Source organism: Lysinibacillus sp. DFXJR4 (genome assembly GCF_057196045.1).
On the sequence record NZ_JBXUNW010000012.1, the window covers coordinates 99348 to 122144 of the forward strand.

Annotated in this window: 19 protein-coding genes; 11 read left to right on the forward strand and 8 right to left on the reverse strand. The window is 35.1% G+C overall.

What is annotated here, in order from left to right:
• Positions 1-146: 146 nt before the first annotated feature.
• The 3 genes from AC2CGN_RS19235 to AC2CGN_RS19245 all read right to left on the reverse strand — a co-directional run bounded on the left by AC2CGN_RS19235 (position 147) and on the right by AC2CGN_RS19245 (position 1685).
• The gene (locus tag AC2CGN_RS19235; protein WP_429981961.1) at positions 147-662 is read right to left on the reverse strand and encodes an SRPBCC domain-containing protein; all 516 of its coding nucleotides are present in this window, start codon (positions 660-662) and stop codon (positions 147-149) included.
• A gap of 30 nt (positions 663-692) precedes the next feature.
• Positions 693-1037, reverse strand: coding sequence for an ArsR/SmtB family transcription factor (locus tag AC2CGN_RS19240; protein WP_429981962.1), 345 nt, complete (start codon positions 1035-1037; stop codon positions 693-695).
• A 279-nt stretch (positions 1038-1316) separates the two neighbouring features.
• Positions 1317-1685, reverse strand: a complete 369-nt coding sequence (locus AC2CGN_RS19245) for a DUF6713 family protein (protein WP_429981963.1) — start codon at positions 1683-1685, stop codon at positions 1317-1319.
• Between the two features lie 611 nt (positions 1686-2296).
• Between AC2CGN_RS19245 and AC2CGN_RS19250 the strand changes: the two genes are divergently transcribed.
• Positions 2297-4003 carry a methyl-accepting chemotaxis protein gene (locus tag AC2CGN_RS19250; protein ID WP_484515627.1) on the forward strand — a complete coding sequence of 569 codons (1707 nt, stop codon included), beginning with the start codon at positions 2297-2299 and terminating at the stop codon, positions 4001-4003.
• A 224-nt stretch (positions 4004-4227) separates the two neighbouring features.
• Here AC2CGN_RS19250 and AC2CGN_RS19255 read toward each other — a convergent pair whose 3' ends face one another.
• The gene (locus AC2CGN_RS19255) at positions 4228-5241 is read right to left on the reverse strand and encodes a S66 family peptidase (protein WP_484515629.1); all 1014 of its coding nucleotides are present in this window, start codon (positions 5239-5241) and stop codon (positions 4228-4230) included.
• A 307-nt stretch (positions 5242-5548) separates the two neighbouring features.
• Between AC2CGN_RS19255 and AC2CGN_RS19260 the strand changes: the two genes are divergently transcribed.
• Entirely contained in the window at positions 5549-6010 is a 462-nt protein-coding gene (locus AC2CGN_RS19260; RefSeq protein ID WP_429981966.1) for a GNAT family N-acetyltransferase, read from the forward strand.
• A 54-nt stretch (positions 6011-6064) separates the two neighbouring features.
• On the opposite strand, the gene pdxR is transcribed toward AC2CGN_RS19260, so the two are convergent.
• Positions 6065-7471, reverse strand: a complete 1407-nt coding sequence (gene pdxR, locus AC2CGN_RS19265) for a MocR-like pyridoxine biosynthesis transcription factor PdxR (protein ID WP_484515632.1) — start codon at positions 7469-7471, stop codon at positions 6065-6067.
• Positions 7472-7611: 140 nt separating this feature from the next.
• Here pdxR and AC2CGN_RS19270 point away from each other — a divergent pair, with 140 nt between their 5' ends.
• Positions 7612-8238: an FMN-binding negative transcriptional regulator gene (locus tag AC2CGN_RS19270; RefSeq protein ID WP_484515634.1), complete on the forward strand. Its 627-nt coding sequence runs from the start codon at positions 7612-7614 to the stop codon at positions 8236-8238.
• A 194-nt stretch (positions 8239-8432) separates the two neighbouring features.
• Positions 8433-8687, forward strand: a complete 255-nt coding sequence (locus tag AC2CGN_RS19275; RefSeq protein WP_286924299.1) for a hypothetical protein — start codon at positions 8433-8435, stop codon at positions 8685-8687.
• 616 nt (positions 8688-9303) lie between these two features.
• Here the strand turns inward: AC2CGN_RS19275 and AC2CGN_RS19280 are convergent.
• On the reverse strand, positions 9304-10791 hold the full coding sequence (locus tag AC2CGN_RS19280; protein ID WP_286924298.1) for a methyl-accepting chemotaxis protein: 1488 nt from the start codon (positions 10789-10791) through the stop codon (positions 9304-9306).
• Positions 10792-10930: 139 nt separating this feature from the next.
• On the opposite strand from AC2CGN_RS19280, the gene AC2CGN_RS19285 reads away from it, so the two are divergent.
• Positions 10931-11890, forward strand: coding sequence for an MBL fold metallo-hydrolase (locus AC2CGN_RS19285; RefSeq protein ID WP_484515637.1), 960 nt, complete (start codon positions 10931-10933; stop codon positions 11888-11890).
• A gap of 60 nt (positions 11891-11950) precedes the next feature.
• Here the strand turns inward: AC2CGN_RS19285 and AC2CGN_RS19290 are convergent, their stop codons facing one another.
• Complete coding sequence (locus AC2CGN_RS19290; RefSeq protein WP_484515639.1) at positions 11951-13774, reverse strand: DNA ligase D; 1824 nt, start codon at positions 13772-13774, stop codon at positions 11951-11953.
• A gap of 104 nt (positions 13775-13878) precedes the next feature.
• On the opposite strand from AC2CGN_RS19290, the gene ku reads away from it, so the two are divergent.
• Positions 13879-14697 carry a non-homologous end joining protein Ku gene (gene ku / locus AC2CGN_RS19295; protein WP_286924295.1) on the forward strand — a complete coding sequence of 273 codons (819 nt, stop codon included), beginning with the start codon at positions 13879-13881 and terminating at the stop codon, positions 14695-14697.
• A gap of 200 nt (positions 14698-14897) precedes the next feature.
• On the opposite strand, the gene AC2CGN_RS19300 is transcribed toward ku, so the two are convergent.
• A complete protein-coding gene (locus AC2CGN_RS19300; RefSeq protein WP_484515642.1) occupies positions 14898-17207 on the reverse strand; it encodes a S9 family peptidase in 2310 nt (769 codons plus the stop codon).
• Positions 17208-17405: 198 nt separating this feature from the next.
• On the opposite strand from AC2CGN_RS19300, the gene AC2CGN_RS19305 reads away from it, so the two are divergent.
• The 5 genes from AC2CGN_RS19305 to AC2CGN_RS19325 all read left to right on the forward strand — a co-directional run bounded on the left by AC2CGN_RS19305 (position 17406) and on the right by AC2CGN_RS19325 (position 22499).
• On the forward strand, positions 17406-17906 hold the full coding sequence (locus AC2CGN_RS19305) for a GbsR/MarR family transcriptional regulator (protein ID WP_484515644.1): 501 nt from the start codon (positions 17406-17408) through the stop codon (positions 17904-17906).
• 440 nt (positions 17907-18346) lie between these two features.
• Positions 18347-19372, forward strand: a complete 1026-nt coding sequence (locus AC2CGN_RS19310) for a serine hydrolase domain-containing protein (protein ID WP_484515646.1) — start codon at positions 18347-18349, stop codon at positions 19370-19372.
• Positions 19373-19935: 563 nt separating this feature from the next.
• Positions 19936-20877, forward strand: coding sequence for a helix-turn-helix transcriptional regulator (locus tag AC2CGN_RS19315; RefSeq protein ID WP_484515648.1), 942 nt, complete (start codon positions 19936-19938; stop codon positions 20875-20877).
• A gap of 122 nt (positions 20878-20999) precedes the next feature.
• The gene (locus tag AC2CGN_RS19320; protein WP_484515656.1) at positions 21000-22013 is read left to right on the forward strand and encodes a DUF418 domain-containing protein; all 1014 of its coding nucleotides are present in this window, start codon (positions 21000-21002) and stop codon (positions 22011-22013) included.
• Positions 22014-22253: 240 nt separating this feature from the next.
• Positions 22254-22499 carry a hypothetical protein gene (locus AC2CGN_RS19325; protein ID WP_429981975.1) on the forward strand — a complete coding sequence of 82 codons (246 nt, stop codon included), beginning with the start codon at positions 22254-22256 and terminating at the stop codon, positions 22497-22499.
• Positions 22500-22797 lie beyond the last annotated feature (298 nt).

Consider the following 22797-nt stretch of genomic DNA (forward strand, 5'->3'; position numbering starts at 1 on the left):
CGATGCTTTTATTCAAGCATCGCACTCGTAAATTTATTTTTTCTATTACTTACTGCAAAGTGTTTTAAATTACCTGCAAAATTATAATTTATCGAAATCTTTTGCGCAAAAACATTAAAGTTTTCAGGCTACACTTTTTTGATAATTTACTTCAGTGACTGAATAATCTCATCTAAACGATCCCAAGTTTCTGTAATTCCTTGTAACATGCCCATATCCATAACAGTCTTAAGTGCCTCGGCAGACACGTATTCTGCACGGTTTATCAGCTTAGTCTTGCCATTAAAATCGATGAATTCCAATGTCATCTCGGTCGATGGCATGGAATCATTCAAATTTCCTTCAGCATCTGAAAAGTAATCAGTATAGCTAATTTTCTCTGGCTCAATAATCTCCTTATAAATCCCTTTGCCCCACGATTCCATACCAAAAAATTGACCTTGGTTTGGATCGACACATTTCATGCAGTAGTGCCAAACGCCTCCTGGACGGAAATCAACGGTGCAAACAGGAACTTCCCATCCCTTCGGCCCCCACCAGCGTTTCAGGTGCTCTGGCTCTTTAAACATTTTGAATAAGAAATCACGTGGAGCATCAAAAACGCGCTCTAGTATAAGTACACAATCATTTTCTACCCTAGATACCATTGAATTGCTTGACATTGAACTTCCTCCTTTAATCATGAAATGGTTTTATGATCTTTCTTTTTTCTGCAATTCCTTCAAATATGCATCTAGGTTATCGTATCTTTCCTGCATTACACACTGGAAGGACTGTATCCATGAATCCAGCTCTTGGAATGGCTCAGGTCGGAGCTTGTAGATTCGGCGGTTAGCTTCAGCCTGCACCTCCACAATCCCATTATCGCTAAGAACCTTTAGATGCTTTGAAGTTTGGGGCTGCCTCAATTCCAGCTGGTCGGCGATTTCACCCACGGTTAGAGGACCCTGGCGCAAGAGTTCGACAATATTTATACGGTTTGTTTCAGACAAAGCGCTTAATGTCGATATATTTACGCCTGGAATTTTCCCTGACATGTTGCTCACCTCGTCATATGATGGTCGCCTGTATAATATCATCTACATCGCACAGGCATTATCACCTGTTATTAATATAACCCATAGGGAATATTCCTGTCAAAGCATATTCAAAAGAAACCTCTTGATTAGGTTGTGCTCAATAATTTCAGATGCTTGCCAATTGACATTAAGAAGCATGTAAGATTCCCTTACCTCCATGTACGTCTACTTTCGATTTCTTTCTCCCTTTTAAAGTTATAAAAAACCACACCAAGTAAGATGTGACTTTTAAAAAAATTACCTATTAATTAAAAACAAGAAATGTACAACTGCAAGAATCCCCATTGGATAAATTATGGCTCTTGAAAATGTATTTTTAAATTCATTTCGAGGGTGTTTTTCGAAAAATAAATGTAAGATTGCATGGATAATAAAGAATAAATCTAGGAACCAAAACACAATTATCTGGTACTCGCTGAATAGTAAAGAAAAAATTATTACATATAAAAAAAGATGAAGAAACGTGAAAACTTTATATGCTTTAGAGTCCTCCATATCTTTCAGTACAATAAACAATCGCCATTCTGAGCGCCTTATGGCATCCATTTCATGCAAAAGAAATAAAGATAGGTTAAATAAGAAAAGCACAAGCAAAAAATCAGGCATGGTATACCTCCTATAACTTTATATCATCATGTTACTACAAAACTGTCGCCTCAAAATAAAGTAAATATGTCAATATGAAGTCAAACTAACATAAGCTAGGCATAGCAAAAAAACGAATACAGCCTAGCTATCACTTGTTTAAGCGATTAAAATTAAGTATGTTATAGAAAGTGTTTTTACTTAATAGGAGTCATTTTATTACAATTAAAATCAATATTAAATTGCTCTATTTTTACTACATAATCACCTATTCTTCTATTCAACTCCTTTCTTCATTATAAGACCAGATTTTGTTTTTTTACTATCTAAATCGAAGAAGCAACCTTTCCGAACATCCCCTCTTTATTATTATTTTTCTAACGAATCTAGAAATACATAGTTTGTATTTTGTTTAGTTTTTCAATTCCAATTAAGGCTTTCTTTCCTTCAGTAAACATCATTGCCAGTAATCCTTAATTTTCGTAATAAAAATTTCGCAATTTACTCTTCTCTTATAATAGATTTAGATGTAGTATATTATTACTAAATCAGATTTACTCAATATATTCAAAGTTATACTTTTTTTTCACAATAATTTTTGAAGATAGTTGGGCCTATAGGAGGATAAATTTTTGAAAAACTTATCAATTGGAAAGAAAATGCTAACACTTATTACATCTGCGGTTATTTTTCTGCTACTTATTTCAGGAGTTGGTTTTTTCTACATAAAGGATATGGCGGATAAATCCAGCAAGATGTACAACGAGTCACTTTTGCCAATTCAATACATAGGTGAAATTCGAACTGACATTCGTGCGATGGGTTCTTTCGTTTTAGAGCTCATGATTACAACGGATGCAGATCGTAATGCCGACCTACAAACAAACATCTCAAAGAGGTCTGAAACTATTAAAGACTCAATCGTGAAATTCGAGGCCTCTTACAATGGAAATGAAGATGAACAAAAACTGTTAGAATCTCTTAAATTCAATGTCGATGGTTATTTTAATGCCATGGAAGAAGTTATTGATTTGGCTGGTCAGAACCAAAACATCGAAGCCTATTCTATGTTCATTACAACCTTAGCTAATTTTAGTGAGAATATGGCAAATGATGCACGTAATCTTATGACTCTATGTTCTGAGGATGCCGATAAGCTTAATAAAGAAAATGAACAAAGTCTATTCACTACTATGATGATGACTATCATTCTCTCTGTTTTGGCCGTTATTTTCTTTATTACATTGGCAACATGGATTGCACGTTTAATTGTAAATCCAGTTAAAGAATTGCAGGCTAATATGTTAAAGGTTGGCGATGGCGATTTGACTGTGGAGGGTACCTATTCATCAAAGGATGAAATTGGTCAATTAACCCAATCATTTAATACAATGATAAATAATATTAATAATACAGTAACGAAAGTCACTGAAACTGCTAATCATGTCGCTGCAGCATCTGAAGAATTGAATGTTAATGCAGCAGAAACTTCAAAAGCAACAGAATTGGTTGCAAATACAATGGAAACCATCGCTCAAGGATCAGTAGAGCAACTCAATAATGTTTCTAACACATTCAATACCGTCAATGAACTGTCAACAGGTGTTCAACAAGTGGCTGGAAATGCTCAAGCTGTAAGTGAACTTTCAGGGGATTCATTATCCCTGGTAATAAATGGTATAAATGCCGCGAATCAAATGAATCAACAAATGAAGGACATCACAGATCGTGTAAAAGGGTTATCTGAAATTGTGGACTTGTTAGGACAACGTTCAAATAAAATTGGTCAAATTATTGATTCAATTACAGCAATCGCTGAACAAACTAATCTTCTTGCCCTGAACGCCGCAATTGAAGCTGCACGTGCTGGCGAGCATGGGAAAGGCTTTGCTGTCGTTGCAGATGAGGTTAGAAAACTAGCAGAGCAGTCTGCTGTTTCTTCAAACCAAATTGAAGTGTTGATTTCTGAGACACAGAAAGATACGCTTAGGGCTGTTGAATCAATGAAGTTAGTAACATCGGAAGTGACAGAAGGGATTAAAACAACGGAAAATACACGTACAACTTTCGCTTCAATTCAAAATGCAATTCAAAGTGTTACAACACAGGTAGAAGAAGTGTCGGCAGCAGTCGAGGAAATGGCTGCGGGAACTCAGGAAATTGTTGGTAGTATGAATACAATACACTCCATAACTAAATCTACTACTATTGGAGCAGAGAGTATGTCTGCTACAACTGAAGAACAAATGGCATCAATGGAGGAAATTTCATCATCTGCTAATGCACTTGCAAACTTGGCAGAGGAATTAAGAGACCTGGCATCTCAATTCCGAGTTTAATACAATCATCATTTGCAGCACCACTTTTAACATTTTAATTTGATTTTACATTTTTTCCAAAATAACAATATCAGTTATATAAAAAGAAGCGGCTAGATTCTGTTTTTGATCTATACCGCTTCTTCTCTATTAGCTCTCCCTGTTCCTTAAAATCTGTGAAGTGGTATATGGTATAGTACTAACCCCTCTGAAATCGCTTCATATCCACATTTATAGAGCATGTATCATATAAAATATTGTGAAATCCTCCCTTTCCCACTGCACAATTCCACTTCTGCATATGCTCCGTTTATAAATGTTATTTGTGGGGGCACATGTCCACAGTCAATATCATAAATTATGGGTACTTGAAGCTCCATAGCTAGCTCCTTGTAAACATCTTCAACTGTATAATTTCCTACTGTGGTATTTGCCTGGCTTCTGCCAAACATAATACCCGAACAATTAGTAAACCATCCAGCCAATTTCATTTGTACAAGGGATCTACGTAAATCGGTCGTTGATAATTCGCAATTTTCTAGAAACCATAAAATAGGTTCATCTTTAATATAATTTTCTTTAAAGTTTTGAACCTCACCAAATCTTGTCCCAATTAAATGTCTAATAGTATCAATACATCCACCAAGTAAACGCCCCTGTATTTGAACAAGATTATTTGAAATTGATTTCCATTCAGTTTTTTCTGTGAAATGAAAAACATATGGAGTGGGTTGATCAAACTGCCATTCCTTTTGATATTGCTCTGACGAAAGTTGTAGTATCGATTCCCCTTTTTTCAGAGAAAGAACTGACTCCCACATTGCTGTCTTATTATCAGAATACTCGCCTCTTAAATCTATATAATTTGTTCCATGTGCAGTAGCAATACCTGTTTTTAATGTGATCGCCAACAATAAAAGACTAATATCTGAGTAACCTAAAATCCATTTCGTTTGAATATTATCAAAGTCAATAAATTCAAGAGTTTCAATAAGTAGCTCCCCTCCCCATGGTGGAATAATAATATGAATATCATCATTCATCATCATTTCATTAAACTCTTCAGCACGCTTTGATGCAGGTGCAGATTTTGCTTTATCTTGAGTCCAAGCAGTATCTCCACAAATCACAGAATAGCCTTTCCTCTTTAAACGATTACATGCCGTTTTCAATAATTCATGCAGTTCAGTGGGTACTCCAGAAGAAGGTGCTGTAACTCCAATTGTTATCTCCTTTTCTAAAAATGGATATTGAATCATATGTATCACCCTTGTTTTCGTATTAGTCTAACATAAAAAATTGGATTTTCGATAAAAGGAATACTCTAGCAATAATTTTTCTTGTATTAATAAGTTATTATTAGAAAAATCAGCAAAATACATTTCTTCACAAATATCGTACCAAATATCAAAAAATTTAATCCTACTGGAGATTATATAGTAGGCAAAACCTTGAGGAGTATAATATTTATATTAATTACTTATCATATTGAAATTTTATATCTATAAATCAACCAATAATCTAAAATATTACTTGAAGTTATTAAAAACTTAATGGAGGTATAACATGAAGATAAAGATAGCAACAGTAGATGAAATTGAACAAATTGAAATTTTATACCAAGAACTATTTTTAGAAATGTCTATCTTACAACCTAACTATTGGAAGCCTGCAAAACAAGATGTCGAGTTTATTAAAAATACAATTAATGAAAAGGGATCAGATATCCTAATAGCCGAGATAAATACTCAGGTAGCCGGCTTTCTACTTGTTCAAGAAACAACTACTCCCCCATATTCATGTCTAGTTCAACATAAATATGCCTTTATTACTGATGTCATTGTTGGAAAATCCTTTCAGAATCAAGGAATTGGTTCAGCTTTGCTATTAGAAGCGAAAAATTGGGCTCAAGATCGCAATTTAGATTACTTGGAGCTCAGCGTATTAGCTGAAAATACTGGTGCTATTTCTTTATATGAAAAACATGGTTTTAAAGATATGAACCATACCATGCGTTTGGAATTTTGATGATTAGTAAGGAGCTGTTTGATACAGCTCCCAATTTTGACTGACAATCAACTACTATTCAAACCACGCTATATTTAAAAGCTCAATCCCTTTAAAAATAGAAGCTTCATCTAAATTTGCAAAACCAAGTAATACTTTAGCTGATTGATTTTTTTGAGGGTTGGCATAAAAAACTGAAGTAGGATAGATGATGACCCCTTGCTCTCGGGCCGTTTGAATAAGCTGTTTTTCTGTCATATGATTGTTCGGTTCAAGAAGGATATGCAAACCGGAACCAGAGCCATATACCTTGACATCATCGTTCATCACTTGATGAATTGCATTTAATAAGGCAAGATGTCTTCCCTTGTAAATATTTCTTGATTTATTTAGATGCCTTTCCCAATGGCCACTTTCCATAAATAATCTTAAAGTATGCTGATGGAGCCTTGACACAGTTTGAACATAGAAATTGTTCTTTTTATAAAGATTAATTAACTCCATTGGTAAAACCATATAGCTTAATTTAATAGAAGGAATTAATGATTTCGAAAATGTACCCATGTACACTACATTTTCATAGCTATCTAATCCATGAAGAGCAGGTATAGGCTTTCCGCTATATCTAAACTCACCATCATAATCATCCTCGATTATATAAGCGTTCTCTTCTCTGGCCCATTCCAATAATTCCATCCTTCTGGTAATGGGCATAACAATTCCTGTTGGAAATTGATGAGAGGGTGTTACATAGACAGCCTTTACTTTACTTTTTTTAAGATGATAAACACTAATGCCACTATTATCAAGAGGTATTGGCTGAATATGTATACCACTATCCTCAAACAAATACCGAACCCGATAATATCCGGGATCTTCCATACCATAGACAACATCTCTTCCAATCAAATTACATAGGAGTCCAGTGAGATATTGTAATCCAGCTCCCACAATAATTTGCTCTGCGGAACAACTTACACCTCTAGCCTGATAAAGATGTTGAGAGATTGAATTTCTTAATTCAGACTCTCCTTGAGGATCTCCATACAAATATAAATAACCATGTTCTTCATTTAAACTTTGTAAACTTAATTTCCGCCATATTTTATAGGGGAAATCCTTTAAATTAATATCACCATAATTAAAATCGTATTTTACTTTTACATCTTCCAACTCTTGATTAGAGCTAGCTGCCAAAATATCATTATCTATTTGATTATTCTTTAGAAAGAAATCCTTTTCTAATTCCACCACATATATTCCATCTCTTTCTTTACTAATAACATAGCCCTCTGCGATAAGTTGCTGATAGGCAGCGTCAACAGTGTTTCGACTTATATTTAGATGTTTAGCTAAGTTTCGTTGAGATGGCAATTTACTATTTGCACGAATATTCCCTACTTGAATTTCATTTTTGATAAATTTGTATAGCTGAAGATACAGCGGACCATCTTTATGTAAAATTGGGGTTATTTCAATCATTTTATTGGCTCCTTTAAAAATAACATTATTGGCACTTTGATAGGTGCCAATGAATGATTATAATTAAATCTATATTGTGAGATGTAAAATGTAAAGGTTTTAAGGCATTTCACTAAAAAATCAGAGAGAGGGCGATTTCTATGTTTATTCCTAAATATTACAAAGTAACCGACGTAGAGGAAATTAAAAAATTTATTCGTTTAAACGCTTTTGCTACAATAGTTTCTATAAAAAAAGGTAGACCCATTGCTACCCATTTACCACTGCTTCTCAGCAAACAAGGTGATGATTATTACCTCACAGGGCATTTAGCATATGGAAATCCTCAATGGAGAACTTTTCAAGAGATAGATGAGGTACTAGTTATGTTCCAGGGGTCTCATGCCTATATCTCGTCTTCTTGGTATGAACAAGAAAATGTTCCAACATGGAACTACCAATCAGTACATGTATATGGAAATGCTGAAACCTTTGAAGGCAAAGAGCTCGAAAGAGATTTGTCAAATTTACTTGAGAAATATGAAAAACATCGTGAGCATCCCGTATTATGGGATACACTTTCTCCCCAATTATTAGAACAAGAAATAAAAGGAATTGTTGGTGTAAAGGTTAAAGTACAAGAAATACAAGCTGCATATAAATTAAGCCAGAATCGAAATAAAGAAGATTATTCAAATATTATCCATCATCTATATGAGGAAAATGATTTGAACGCATGTGCAGTAGCAGAAGAAATGAAAAGATTGGAACGCGATCATAAATCGTAGAATCTAGTATAAGTACAACTTTTCATTTAGCATTGATTATAAGAATTCACTACTCTTGGATAATTTTATAAAAAGGAATAATAATATGCGTCAATTCATCCATTCTATCAGCTCAATACCAAGCTTGTAGGGAGTGCTATTAAATCCCTTGACTTTCCCTGCAAGCTTGGGTTTCTCAAGGGAGCTGATAGTTTATGAAAAATCGATCAAAAGCCTATATTCGCCACCAAAGAGAGCGAATAATTCGAAAAAAATGGGCCACTTTAAAAAATGTATTTTTACTAGAGAGAAATTACATGCCAGTACGCGGCAAATTAAGCAAAGGCAAAATTCACTGTTCATGTAGAATGTGTCGATATGAGCAGTATCACTCGATTCCAAAGGCTAAACACAAGGCTAAATTAAAAGCAATGAAGGAGGAAATAGACGATCACTTCCAATTGATTTGATCTCTATAAAATTTTAAATTCATTAAAAATATTGGAAAGACCAGGCTCTACTAAAAAAATTGAGAGCCTGGTCTATTTGTGCGTGTTGGTTTGCTTTCGCATTCCTCGACATGAATAGATTAGCAGATTGCTCTATACAAAATCTGAATAAATTTCGATTCTTTTCCAAAATTGTGGAACTTGTACTATTTACGATAATCCCTCCTCTCTGCATACTCAACAGAGAAAAAATTTTATGTATGTAAATCCAGCACTTAACGTTTACAAAAATAGCATGCATTTGTATGGGGTCCTCTAATGTAGTGAGTATTGACTTCGACTAGCTATTCTTTTTCATTTAACCGTTTAACATTAACAGCAGCTTTTTCGTTTTAAATACTACCCTATAATAAATATTTAATTATTCGAATCCACCCAAAAATTGAAATCCACAAAATTGCACTTAAAATAAAGCCATTTATAATACCAATAAAAAATCTGTTTTCCACACAAACCACTCCTTTTACTTTCAGGATTGGCTTATTCACAGATACTTAAACCATCATATTTATTCGGTATTTAAATCAAATAAAAACACAGGAGAAAAATATCTTTATCCCCTGTGTTTATTTTCTTTCTATGAATATCTTTCTTCCTTATTTGTAACAAGCAACTTTAAGGTATTACTTAATGTTTGTATATGATTTGTAGTGTTCGTCATCATTTCTAGCATGCTGTTTTCATCCTCTACGGAAAGTAGAATTTCACCAGTAGAATTTGCGTTTTGCTCAGTCATTTCATTAAGTTTTTCTATTTGTGACTGTATTTTATCAAACTGTGAAATGGCACTACTTAATTCAGACATCCCTCTAGTTAAATCCGTATTTGTAATCGCAAAAGAATCTTTTAAAACATTCAAGAAATTGCTGACATCCCGTAACAGTATCTCCCCATGATGTAATGCCTTTTCGCCTGCATCTGAGCGTTGGTGCGCCTCTGTAGATTTTGCAAACAATGTTTTTGTCACTTCCGTAATGCTTACTGTTATGGCTGCACTTTCTTCTGCTAATTTCCGTACTTCATCGGCAACGATAGCGAAGCCTTTACCATGCTCTCCTGCTCTTGCCGCTTCAATTGCTGCATTAAGAGCCAATAGATTTGTTTGTTCTGCAATATGCTGAATTCCCTGTAACAAGCTGTCTACCGTTTGCAGACTTAGCTGTAACTCATTGACAGTTTCTGCAGTAGAGCCTATTGCATGACTCATAACCTCCATTTGTGCCATTGCATCCTGCATTTTCTCCCATCCTGCTAAAACCTCCTCTTGAAGATCTGTAGATTTAGAGACGGTTTCCTTGGAAATAGAAAATGTTTCGTTGACAAAATGGACAGATTCCTTCATCGTTCCATGAATCATTTGTAGGCTTGAGGACTCTTGCTGAATACTTGCAGAAATATCCTCGGTAGCTAAGAGGATCTGCTTACTCGACGTTGATATTCTCTGCATTGTATGTTGGAATTGTGTAACATGCTCGTCCAATGCTTGGCTACTATTTTCTATCTCCTGAAATGTTTTCTGTAGCTGCTCTAAGGATGCTTTTACTTCATTTTGCTGAATTGCTGCATGTTCAATCAATTCATTGCCCCACTTGGCAATTAAAAAAAAGGCAATGATAACCCCATTCATAATGGCTAATAGCGTAATAAAAACGATAATATCATCAAAGGGTCCTAGCAATGATTTAGAATTGGCAATATACAAGAAGACAAAGCTTATATTTGTTAGTACACCAAAAAATACAATTAGTTCCTTTTTAAAATATAGAGCAATAATGGCTACTGTACAAAGTAAAATATAATGTTTATTTAATGAAAAGCTATCGACTAAAAATAATGTAAAAACTACGCTTGAAGGAATCATACCAAAAATAAAGCCTTTGACATATGTTTTAATAGGTAAAAAATAATTTCCTATCGCGAATGCAATAACAGTAAGTCCAATAAATAAGAACATAATACCCTTTGAAAAAATCATGGGTCCACAAATTAGAATGGCCAAAATTGAAATAATAGCTAAATTAACCCGATGAACCTTTCGTGTGTCATAGCGAATCCTTCTCTCCATTAATTAATCCCCCTAAAAAATGAATGGACATTCAGTTTAGTTTTCTATTATTATATAGTATAACTACTACTTTTTGTAGCTAAAAAATTCCTACAAGAGAATATTTTGTACAAATTTGAATCCGAAGGGAGAAATTAGATTGTCTAGAGTCCAACAGATAGCGCCAAATTTTTTTTGTATTGATACACATGATTTAAGTCGAGAACAGCGTACAAGCTCTTATTTACTAATTGATGAAAAAATTGCTCTAATTGAAACGTCTGCCAGCCCGTCTGTGCCATATATAATAGATGGGTTGGATGAATTAAATATAGCATTAGAGGACATCGACTACGTAATTGTCACGCATATCCATTTAGATCATGCTGGTGGAGCAGGGCTATTTTTACAAAGCTGTCCAAATGCCATATTCGTTGTACATCCACGAGGTGTATCTCATATGGTTGATCCTAGTCGACTAATAGCAAGTGCAAAGAGTGTTTATGGAGAGGAGTTTGAGCGTCTTTTCGACCCAATTGTCCCAATCGATGCAAATCGAATAAAAGAAATTGAGCATGAGCAAGAATTAATATTGGGTCAGCACAAGCTAACTTTCTTTCATACAGAGGGCCATTCAAAACATCATGTTTCCATGCTTTATTCCGCAACAAATGGCCTGTTTGTAGGCGATACAACAGGTGTCCGTTATCCCGAAATGGATGGTGAAGCGATTGATGTAATCATCCCATCAACCTCACCTAATCAATATAACCCTGAGACAATGGAGCAATCCATCCAGCTATATGAAAGACTGAATGCCAGTGAATTGTATTTTGGACACTATGGTGCATATAAAAATCCACAGGAAGCCTATCGCCAAGTACGCTACTGGACACCACTGTTTCTAGCTGAGGGAGAAAAAGCAAGTAAGGTATCAAGCATTTTCCAAGAACAAGTCCATTATTTAGATGCACGTTTAAAAGAGCTTTTATTTAACTATCTTCAGGAAAATGGCATACCAGCAAGTCACCCTGTATATGAAACCATTCCGTTTGATACAATTGTTTCCTCTATGGGAATTCTGGATTACCTTGCAAAAGTAAAAGTACAGCAGTTCTGATTTAAATGGCTAAAGCATCGGATCTCTCACCGATGCTTTAACTTCTTAGTATAAATCCTATTAGGAATTTTTTAAATGATCTAAAACTGATTGAAAATCCTGATTTTCCCCAATCTGACGAAAATACTTAAAAGGGTTCCCTACTTTTTTCATACGCTCCAACACAGCAGGAATTGTAAAAAGATCCGGTGTTAGCTGTGGCTGAACCTCTTCCCAATATAACGGTGTTGCTACTAGCCCTTTGTCATTTCCACGTGTGGAATAGGGAGCGATAATCGTCTTTCCTTCCGCATGCTGTATATAATCTAAATACAATTTTTGATGTCTATTTTTCTTTAATCGCTCTATTGTATATAAATCCGGTTTTTGCTCACATAGAAACTTACAGACAAATTCCGTAAATATTCTCACCTCATCATAGGAAAATACGTTTTCAGGTAATGGAATATAGAGCTGTAAGCCTTTACCTCCTGATGTTTTAACAAAAGATTGTAGCTTAAAAAAGTCAATAATCTCCTTTAAATCAAGTGCCCCCTTCATGGCCAGTGAGAAATACTCCACTGAAGGAGGATCTAAATCAAAAACAATCTCCGTCGGATGTATTGTTTGCAATGTTTGAAATGGAATGTGGAACTCTAACGCAAGTTGATTGCCGAGCCACAATAAAGTTTCAAGATTATTACATACTAGATAATTAATTTCATCCATCCACCCTGTTGACACAAATTCAGGTATTTTCTCAGGACTACTCTTCTGATAGAAGCTTTCACCAGGAGCCCCATGTGGAAAACGAATTAATGTTAGCGGGCGATTATGCAGAAATGGTAAAATATATGGTGAAATCATTTGTAAATAATGCAAATAATTATCCTTGTTCATCCCAATCGCTGGCCATACAGGCTTATCTGGATGTGTTATGCTTACTGTCTCTGGTATTGGAAACAACTGTCGTAGCATATGCTGCCATTGACAATCCTCTGGTGCAAGCTCTAAGCGAAATTTAGAGAATCTTGGTTCTCGTAGCTTAGTACCATCAAAATCAATACAAGCGATATCTACACAAATAGAAGGCTCTAACTGCCAAATTTCATTATTTCGTTGACCATTTGCTTGAAAAAAAGCAACAAGGGTCTTATGTTCCTCCTCTGTCATGCCATGCCTAAAGTTGACGATCTCTACTAATTGTTGCTGCAGGTACACAGCCCCATGAAAATAACCATTACTATGATTGTAATGTGTAACGATAACGGCTACGAAATGCCAATTTTTAATTTTTAGCCAATGTGAAGATCGTGTGTCCTCCATCCATTTACTCGTTTTTTTCTTAGCCACCAAGCCCTCACCATTGTTCACTTTTATGGCATGCCAAAGAGACTGATATTGCTCAGTACTAGCGATTGCTTGCAATGAATGCTTATTCTCATAGTTTATCGTTAAGGGAAGCTTTAAAGTCATAAAAAGGTTAATAAGCTGTTGTTTTCGTGTTTTTAAATAACGATTTGTTAGTGACGCGCCTTGATAAATTAGTACATCAAACACAATAAAATGGATAGGAAATGAGTTTGCATGTTCAGCAATCACCCCTTCGTTTTGCATCCTCCCTCTTTTTTGGACAATCGAGAATTCACTTTTATAATTATTGATTAAATAAACTAGCTCTCCATCAAGTAATAATGGTAAAAAGGGCCTCACTTGGTCTGAAATGTGCTGACAAAAAGCAATAATCTCAGGAAATAAATGATTTAAATTATTGCCATTTCTGCTTATAAGCATTGGCTGTTCGACCCATTCTAATAGACATCTAAAACCATCATATTTTGTTTCATAAAGCCATTCATCTCCTTCAGGTATGTCAAGTGTCTCTGTTAAAAGCATTGGTTTCAATAAAATCACCTCATTTGCTTTTTCCAACAGTTTTTGTTGATTTTCATTTAAGATACATAAAAATAATGAAAATATAGCATAGTAAGAAAAACGAGGTGACATCAATGCATACAGTGTGGAAAGGTAGCATTTCATTTGGTCTTGTCAATATACCAGTGAAGCTACATGCTGCAACGGAAAATAAAGATATTAAATTACGCCAGCTTCATAAAGAATGTCATACGCCTATCAGCTATAAAAAAGTTTGTGAAGGCTGTAATCAAGAAGTAAAAGAAGAAGATATCGTCAAGGCCTATGAATATGCAAAAAATAAATTTGTCGTTTTAGATCAAGAAGAATTGGAAAACTTACGCAAGGAAAATGAAGATAAGGCCGTAGAAATTATTGATTTTGTCAAATTAACGGAGATTGATCCGATTTATTTTGAACGCACTTATTTTTTATCCCCGGACACTACTGGTAGTAAGGCCTATGCCCTATTACGTCAAACATTGGAGCAATCCGGCAAGATTGGTGTAGCCAAAATTATTATTCGCTCTAAGGAGCAGTTGGCCGTTGTCCGCGTTTATCAAAATGCCTTAGTAATGGAAACCATCCATTATCCCGATGAGGTTAGAAGTGTAAGCGATGTACCAAATATTCCAAGTGAACAAACAGTTGTACCAAAAGAGCTGGAAACTGCCCTCATGCTGGTAGAGCAATTAACTACAGAGTTTAATCCTGATAAATACACAGATGACTACCGAAATGCCCTAATGGAGCTGATAGAGGAGAAAAAAGCAACAAGTACAATTTCGGCGAGCGATAATCGCCCAGTTCCTGATAATGTTACAGACCTTATGACAGCACTTCAGGCCTCATTAGATAAAACAAAGAAACCAGCACCAAGGAAACGTACAACAAGAACGAAGAAAAATGCTTAAAAGATAAAGAGCGTATTCTGGTTTTCGGATACGCTTTTTATGTGAGCTTTACTATAAATTTCCCGAAACGTAAGCGAAGAGGATAATCGAACGTCACTAGGAAAGCCTCAGCCGAAGTGAAAGTCATTATAATGAGCTTAAATTACGAAAAAAATAGAAGAAAAAGACTGATAGAACCAATCTTTTTCCTCAATACCTTATTAACCTGGATACATCGGATCCTTAATGGAATATTCTTTAGGTGGTTCCACCTTTAGTAAATGCTGAACAAAATAGTCCCATCGTCGTCGAATATAATAAACATCTGCACCAATACCATGATGTCGATTAGGAAGGATCATTAAATCAAAATCTTTATTTGCCTTTGTTAATGCATGTACCATTCGAATTGTCAACGAGGGGTGCACATTATCATCCATATCTCCTGTTACTAAAAGTAATTTTCCTTTTAGACGACTTACTAAGAGTGTATTATCTTGTTCTTTATATAGTTCAGGATCGTACATTCCCTGAAATCGTTCTCCCCAAAATGCTAAATAATAGCGTTGATCGTGATTGCCACAGCCTGCAACTGCTACCTTATAGGTTTCAGGATATGAAAGGATGGCTCTAGCAGCTCCGTAGCCACCACCAGATTCTCCGTATATGCCAACACTATTTTGATCTAAAAAGGGGAACCGTTGTGTTAATTGTTTAAGCGCTGCTACATGATCTTCTAAACCAGCTGCTCGTTCTAAGTTTCCATTAGAATAATCATGAAACGATTTTGATCGATAAGGTGTGCCTCTTCCATCCATTATAAGTACCGCAAATCCAAGCTGAGCAAATGCTTGAGCTCCACCTGTAAAATCTACAGGACCTTCTATAAATTCACCACCCCAAGTAAACTTTTTAGGGGTGTGGGTGAGTTGGGGACCACCATAAAAACTATCTAGAACTGGATATTTTTTATTTTTAATTAAATTTGCTGGTTGTATCAAAATACCATATAAATCAGTTACTCCATCAGCAGCCTTCACCATGAAACGTTGAGGAATGCTGTATCCCTTTTCCATAAGTCGTTCCACGTTTGCTTTTTCCAAATTACAGACAAAGCTTCCATCAGTTTTACGTAAAACAGTTTGAGGTGGTAAATCCACACGAGAGTATGTGTCAACAAAATAGGTATTATTAGGAGAGATAAATACTTCATGTTCTGCATCTTCAGGGGTTAAAAGCATGAGTTCAGTTCCATCAAAGCGGACTCTATATAGATGTTGAAGATACGGATCACGGTTTGATTCTCTTCCTCCCGCTGTAAAGTATAGCCATTCCTTTTCTTCATCCACACTTATAATTTGGCGAACTCCCCATTCTCCTGACGTTATACGATTTTTTAATTGTCCAGTATTTCCATCATATAAGTATAGGTGTGACCAACCATCTCGTTCGGAATGCCAAATAAAGTCATTGCTTTTATTTATCCATCTTATGTTCACACCTCCAAATCCAAGATTGTATAGATCTGTAAATATAAAACTATCACTTTTTTCCTCTAATAAAATTCTAGCCTTACCTGTCTCAGAATCTACTAATATAAATTGAACCACTCGATAATCCCTAGAAAAATTTAAAAAATAGAAACTATTACTATCTTCCGTCCAAAACGCAGTTTGAGAATACTCTGTTAAGGGTGACACCATTCCAGAAATTATAGGATCAAAGTCAACCTGTATTGCAGATCCCTTTTCTATGTCAAAAATAAAAAATTCAATTAACGGAACGTATTTATCACCAACCAAAGGATATCGGTATGCGTGTGCTTCAGGTTCACCTGTTTGATTTTGGGGAGCATACTGCAACAGATGTAGTGTTCTAACTTTTCTTTGATCCAACCTATGCGACACGATTTTTTTAGAATTTGGCGACCATAATGCTACAGGTGGTGACTGTTGTTGATACAAACGTTCGAAGACTGCACTTGTGCTTGCCTCTGGCTGACTTCCATAATCGTAATATAGTTCACCATCAGTCGTAAGTGTTTTAACTTCTTTAGTATTTAAATTGCGCAAATACAAGTTATGATCCTTAGTAAAAACAGTCCAGTCTCCATTAGGTGAACAGCTTTCATGAGGCGAAACCTTATTATTTGTTTCTATCATTTTACATTCATAATGTTGTAAATTACAAAGCCAGGAGGTTTCCTCAATACTAAATTGAATGGAATGTTCGTTATTGAGATAGCTGAACGAATCAAATGGAAGGTCATAAGAAGTAAAACGTTTCCCAATTGAATGAGAAAGAGCCTTTGCTAGCTTTTCATGATCGAATGCTTCTTTTTTTATTTTCCTGATTGGATCAACCACCATAAATTGCTTGCCATCTGTATTTTTATCTCTTTGATACCAAAAACATTCTGATTCACCAATCCAGTTCGGAAGCACTTTTCCGTTAAGTACATCTTTTAGCGTATTCCATACAAGTAATCCCTCCGCTCGCTCGTAATGTTTTTTATCCATTGATAATGTCATTGGAAACACCTCTCAAAGTTAATATCGTTAAAAATGTATTTAACGATATTAACGATAAAACAAATGTAATATTTAGTCAATAAAAAACTTGAATATTGCAAAATATAAGTAATGTTAGCTGATAACTCTTATTGACAATGACCTAACGATTACTTATCATTAACAACATTAATAATAACGTTAATTAGGAGAGCTAAAATGTCTAATCATCAAAATTTACAAGAACAATTTAGTCTAGAATTAGAGAAATTAAGTGATGGCGGAGGTAATTTATTAGCTGAGCGCTTATTTTCTCTTTTATTGTTTTCGTCTAAACCATTAAGTTTACAAGAAATGGCTAATCAATTAGAAGTAACTAAAGCTGCCGTAAGTATTCGCATTCGTGAATTGGAGGCAGGTGGACTATCTGTTAAAAAGTCAAAGATAAGTGATCGGCGAGATTATTATTACATAGCAGAAAATTTTAGCCTTGTAATGGCCGAGTCATTTTTAGCAAAAATGAAACGTTTTCTATCAAGTACCGACAGCATATTGGAAAAATGGCCGGAAGAGTCAGAAATATCGGAAGACCAAAAGGAAAACTATCATGTAGCTAAAAAGAGAATGATGGACTTCCAATTGATATATCAGCTTATTTTTCAACGTTTAGAGGGCGTTGAGGATGAATGGAAATCCAAAAGAAACAATATTGAGATTTAAAATTCCCATTTCCTATTAATTTTTTATCAAATATTTGTGCGCTCTAGTAACTAATCGGAAATTTTTATACTATGTAGTTCACAAATAAAGCGTGGTATAATTTTACCCACGCTTTTTCCTTCAATTCAATCAGACATTTTATACAGTGATTGCCTCAATTTATACTTATTAATAGGACTAGCTTCTTATAACTTACTTCAAGTACCTTCATTTCTAGGTAGAGAATTTTGTATTAGAATACGAGAAATGCTCTTCAAAGCGAGCTGTCTCTCGTGGTCTATTACGTAGGGAGATAAAAAGGCTATTATTTCAAATAAAAGTGACCTTACTAGGTTAATCCATCTATGATTGTAGATGTCGTGATTAAACAAAACATCCCACATTACACAAACATTCGTTCGAACATCTGATATAATAAAGAAAAAACTAGGAGCATATAGATGATAAACATTAGTGAACGCATGAAGCATAATCGTATAGCGGGTCTCAGTCTTGTAGCTATTGAAAAGAGCATAATCAGTATGTCAGATCATTTTGGAGTTCTAGAAGCTGGTAGCCATAGAAAAATTAATGAGCACACGATTTTCAATGCTTGTTCGATAAGTAAGTTTCTAACAAGCATATTAGTTTTAAAATTGGTGGAACAAGGTTTTTTAAACTTAGATGCAGATATTAATAGGAAGTTAACTTCATGGAAGGTTCCTGACAATCAATTTACAAAGTATAAAAAAGTTACATTACGCAACTTACTCTGTCATCAATCAGGTATTATGGACCTGGAAGGTAGTTTTACAGTAGTAGAATCTATCAATAAAATGCCATCCATGGTAGAAATATTGGATGGTAAAACGCCCTACTGCAAAACGCCTATTGAGGTAATGTATGAACCCGAAAGTGAATTTCACTATTCGGATGCAGGCTTTTGCGTCATTCAATTACTTATTGAAGATACAATGTGTAAACCGTTTCCCGTTCTGATGGAAGAGCTTATTTTTCAGCCATTAGGTATGACAAACAGCATATTCCCTAACCATTTAACATTGTCAACTATGGATAATCTCGCTTGTGGTCATCATCATACTGGTACTCATATTTCAGGAAAATACGCCATTTATCCGTATCCTGCAGCCTGTGGTCTATGGACTTCCGCTTCTGATTTAGCCATTTTATTACAGGAAGTTCTAAATGCTGTAAAAGGACGAAGCAAAATAGGACTGTCTGTGACAAACATAAAAGAACTGTTTCAGCCGCAGGGATGTTTAGAGTGGTCAGGGCTAGGAGTATTTCTAGATGGTCAGGAGGAGATGCTTGAATTTTCCTCACTTGGCTGGGGAGTTGGTTTTCAATGTATGCTAGTAGCTTATCCATATTTAGAAAAAGGATTAATTATTATGACAAATACAGATACAGGAAAACATCAAATGAAGGGAATCATAGGAGAAATCTATCAATCCTTTATGAAATAGCAAAAAAGGGGTATAATGCCTCTTTTTTCACCTTATAATATTTGGCCATAAACGTTGTGAATGAATTAGCTGTAACTCTTGCTATAGATTATGTAGTTTTAACAAGGGGAACCTGAGCCTAACAAATAAGGTGATAATCAACTCATCAATGAACTTTTTCTTCATAAACGCATCCAAATTTCTCCCCCTCTCACCATCCAAATTTTGCCCCCTGCACCCTCTTCTTTTTCGTAAAGGCGACAGTATCCCCTTCACAAATTCGTATTGATTTTCCTCATTTTCAGTCTTGTTAATATAAAAATTTTTAATCTGGGTACGGAAAGCCTTCAATTTGCTCCACAATGTAATCTATAGTAACCATTATCTCCTTCCCCTTCTGCTTCCTCTAGCCATCTTAAATCATCATTTTCTGTTGCGGTAAATCCACTAAACTAGTCCAACAATAAAGTAATCTCTCTTGACATACCTTCAGCCCTCTATTTCTTTTGCTAAAATCATTAACTATGGCTATACTAAACGTAAAACATGACAATTAATGGCATGATTAAAGAAAAGGTGAAAATATGTCTAAGGCCCAACGATTATTAGATATTCTTATGTTTGTTAGTGCCAAAAAGTATTTTACTGCACAGGAAATTGCTGATGAATTTAAGATTTCCATTCGAACAGTTCACCGCTATATGCTGGATTTAAGTGATATGGGCTTACCTATTTATGCGGAACAAGGACGTAATGGCGGCTATACGGTACTGTCGAGCAGGCTGATTCCCCCAATTTTATTTACTGAAGAAGAAGCGGTTTCGATTTTCTTTGCGTTTCAAGCCTTCAATTATTATCGTGATTTACCCTTCGAGACAGAAATCCACTCCGTTTCTCGCAAATTATATAGCTCTCTACAAAAGGAGGCACAGCAAAAGGTAAATAAGCTTCAGTCCTATGTTGCCTTTTGGAGCCCAAAAAGATCAATTGAGACACCTTTATTAAAAGATGTTTTAGAAGCAGCCATTGACAATAAACATATACGGTTTCAATATGCATCAAAAAAAGGCACCACCACAAAATATGTTCACCCTTTTGGTGTCTATGCACAAGATGGACTATGGTATATGCCTGCCTTTGATTTAACAAAGGAAAAAATTCTGCTGTTTCGAGTAGACCGGATACACGCCATCATCGAATATGAAACCAATAGCAAGGAATTTTTAAATTTGCAGCAATGGTTCAGCAACACTTATGAGATTAACTACCCCATTCGGCTATATGTACAATTAACCAGTGAGGGTGTCCGACAATGTAAAAGTGTACCTAGCTTTGAAGGGTTGGTTATTACTAAAGAAGATGGGTCAGGCTATATAGATTCCTTAATTGACGAAGGAGAGCTTCATTTTATTAGCTCCCTTTTCTATCGGCTTGGTGTACATGCAAAAATTTTAGAACCACAAGCATTAATCGAAAATTTACGACAGCATGCAAATGATATTTTAACCATGTATCCACAAATGTAAAGCTGGAGATGACGAATTTGTAAGATTCACGTAACATTCATCATTACTACAGTTCATGCAACTCACCTATACTTTGTATAGAGGAGGAGATCATATTGCAACCAATTGATTTGAACAAACGAATGGATACATTAGATTATTTAAGAGGCTTTGCATTATTAGGCATTATTCTAGTTAATATTCCAGGGCTTCTGTGGATTGAAGCACCAAAAAGGCCGATAGATATTGCGTATCATCATATACTAATACTTTTTGTGGAAGGGAAATTTTTTACTATCTTTTCATTTTTATTCGGTGTAGGCTTCTATATTTTTATAGCTAGAGCTTATGCGAAAAATGAAAAGGCATTTTTATTATTTATTAGAAGAATTCTTATTTTATTCCTGATAGGGCTTGTACATGCTTTTTTCCATCCTGGAGAAGCCTTAACGGTATACGCGATATTTGGTTTACTAGCTCTACCATTCTATAAAGTCCGAAAAGAGATCAACCTTACAATAGGACTTATACTGCTAGCTATAACAGCTTATTACGGTATAAAGATCGCGATGCCACTTCCACTAATATTACTTGGATTAGCTGCTGGACAATATCGTATTTTTGAAAATATGAATGTCAAGCGAAAAAAGATTATTGTCTTTACGATAATGATGTTCTTCATCAGCATTGGAGGCTGGCTTTACCAATGGAATTATGTACCAAGTTCACTTATTAACTTCAATTCGTTATCAGAGGAAGAATTTGCTGAGCATATCACAAATATTGAACAGTTTTCATTAATAGGACTACAATTTAGCCCATTTGTTTCCGCATTTTACGTAGGCTTAATTATTCTGCTACTACAGCTTCCCTTCTTTAAATTTGTGCTCTCTCCTTTAAAAGGGTACGGACGAATGGCTCTTACCAATTATTTAGGGCAAACAGCTCTTATATTAGTTGTAGGTCATGCTTTTCAGCTAATTGGAAACATTAGCTACATCCAATCTCTATGGATCTGTCTAGGCATTTATATCATTCAATTATTATTTAGTAGGCTTTGGCTAAAATTCTTTCAATTTGGTCCATTTGAATGGCTTTGGCGAATGGGGACTTATTGGACTGTACCTTCCATGTTTAAAAGCACTAGAGATTTTTAAGATAAAATTGGCTACTACCTAATCAACTACTTTGCTCACTCATATACTGATACTATACCCAACTAACTTCCATCTTTGCTCATACCTTCAGTTAGAAACACATCCTCAATAAGCTACTTTGGTCACTTCTCAAGAGTGACCCCTTTTTTATTCTAGATCACTCCATGTTAGGGCACTGCACAAGTCTTTCATCATATGCATAAGTTGTAAAGAAAACCATTTCTGTATGGAGGAAAAATGATGAACAATAAGAAATCAACTCCCAAAAATCAACTTCCAAAATCAGAAAATCAAGCGACTAAACTTGCCCTGATTGGTAGTGCCATTACAACCCTTGGCGATGCAATCTCAACAATTGCTGCGGGACTTGCTTTAGATGAGGAATTAAACGAAAACAATAACTCGAATAACGATATTGAGAGATTGCAAAAACAGATTGATGAACTGAATAATGAAATAAAGCAAATAAAAAAGATGATGCGCTAATGCGTTTTTCTCATCTGGTTACCAAGAAAAAATGCTATAAATTATCAAAAGAACATATACATTCATGAGAAAAACGCAAAAAGTCCATGGACAAAAAATGAAGTACATGGACTTTTTTATCTTTTTGTCTATCCTTTTTTATAGAAACATAAAATACCCTAAACAAAAAGACCAGGTACTCATCAATATCGAGTAGCTGATCTCCTTTAGGTTGGTTACCTTGATACTATGTCAAGAAAATGGACAGGGAAAATTGAGATTTTGCTTTAAATCTAAGCGCGCTATCGCTTGCTCGCCT

Coding starts and splice junctions, on each gene's coding strand:
- AC2CGN_RS19235 (WP_429981961.1), bottom strand. CDS start 662: ATGTCAAGCAATTCAATGGTATCTAGGGTAGAAAATGATTGTGTACTT.
- AC2CGN_RS19240 (WP_429981962.1), bottom strand. CDS start 1,037: ATGTCAGGGAAAATTCCAGGCGTAAATATATCGACATTAAGCGCTTTG.
- AC2CGN_RS19245 (WP_429981963.1), bottom strand. CDS start 1,685: ATGCCTGATTTTTTGCTTGTGCTTTTCTTATTTAACCTATCTTTATTT.
- AC2CGN_RS19255 (WP_484515629.1), bottom strand. CDS start 5,241: ATGATTCAATATCCATTTTTAGAAAAGGAGATAACAATTGGAGTTACA.
- AC2CGN_RS19260 (WP_429981966.1), top strand. CDS start 5,549: ATGAAGATAAAGATAGCAACAGTAGATGAAATTGAACAAATTGAAATT.
- pdxR (WP_484515632.1), bottom strand. CDS start 7,471: ATGATTGAAATAACCCCAATTTTACATAAAGATGGTCCGCTGTATCTT.
- AC2CGN_RS19270 (WP_484515634.1), top strand. CDS start 7,612: ATGTTTATTCCTAAATATTACAAAGTAACCGACGTAGAGGAAATTAAA.
- AC2CGN_RS19275 (WP_286924299.1), top strand. CDS start 8,433: ATGAAAAATCGATCAAAAGCCTATATTCGCCACCAAAGAGAGCGAATA.
- AC2CGN_RS19280 (WP_286924298.1), bottom strand. CDS start 10,791: ATGGAGAGAAGGATTCGCTATGACACACGAAAGGTTCATCGGGTTAAT.
- ku (WP_286924295.1), top strand. CDS start 13,879: ATGCATACAGTGTGGAAAGGTAGCATTTCATTTGGTCTTGTCAATATA.
- AC2CGN_RS19300 (WP_484515642.1), bottom strand. CDS start 17,207: ATGACATTATCAATGGATAAAAAACATTACGAGCGAGCGGAGGGATTA.
- AC2CGN_RS19305 (WP_484515644.1), top strand. CDS start 17,406: ATGTCTAATCATCAAAATTTACAAGAACAATTTAGTCTAGAATTAGAG.
- AC2CGN_RS19310 (WP_484515646.1), top strand. CDS start 18,347: ATGATAAACATTAGTGAACGCATGAAGCATAATCGTATAGCGGGTCTC.
- AC2CGN_RS19315 (WP_484515648.1), top strand. CDS start 19,936: ATGTCTAAGGCCCAACGATTATTAGATATTCTTATGTTTGTTAGTGCC.
- AC2CGN_RS19320 (WP_484515656.1), top strand. CDS start 21,000: ATGGATACATTAGATTATTTAAGAGGCTTTGCATTATTAGGCATTATT.
- AC2CGN_RS19325 (WP_429981975.1), top strand. CDS start 22,254: ATGAACAATAAGAAATCAACTCCCAAAAATCAACTTCCAAAATCAGAA.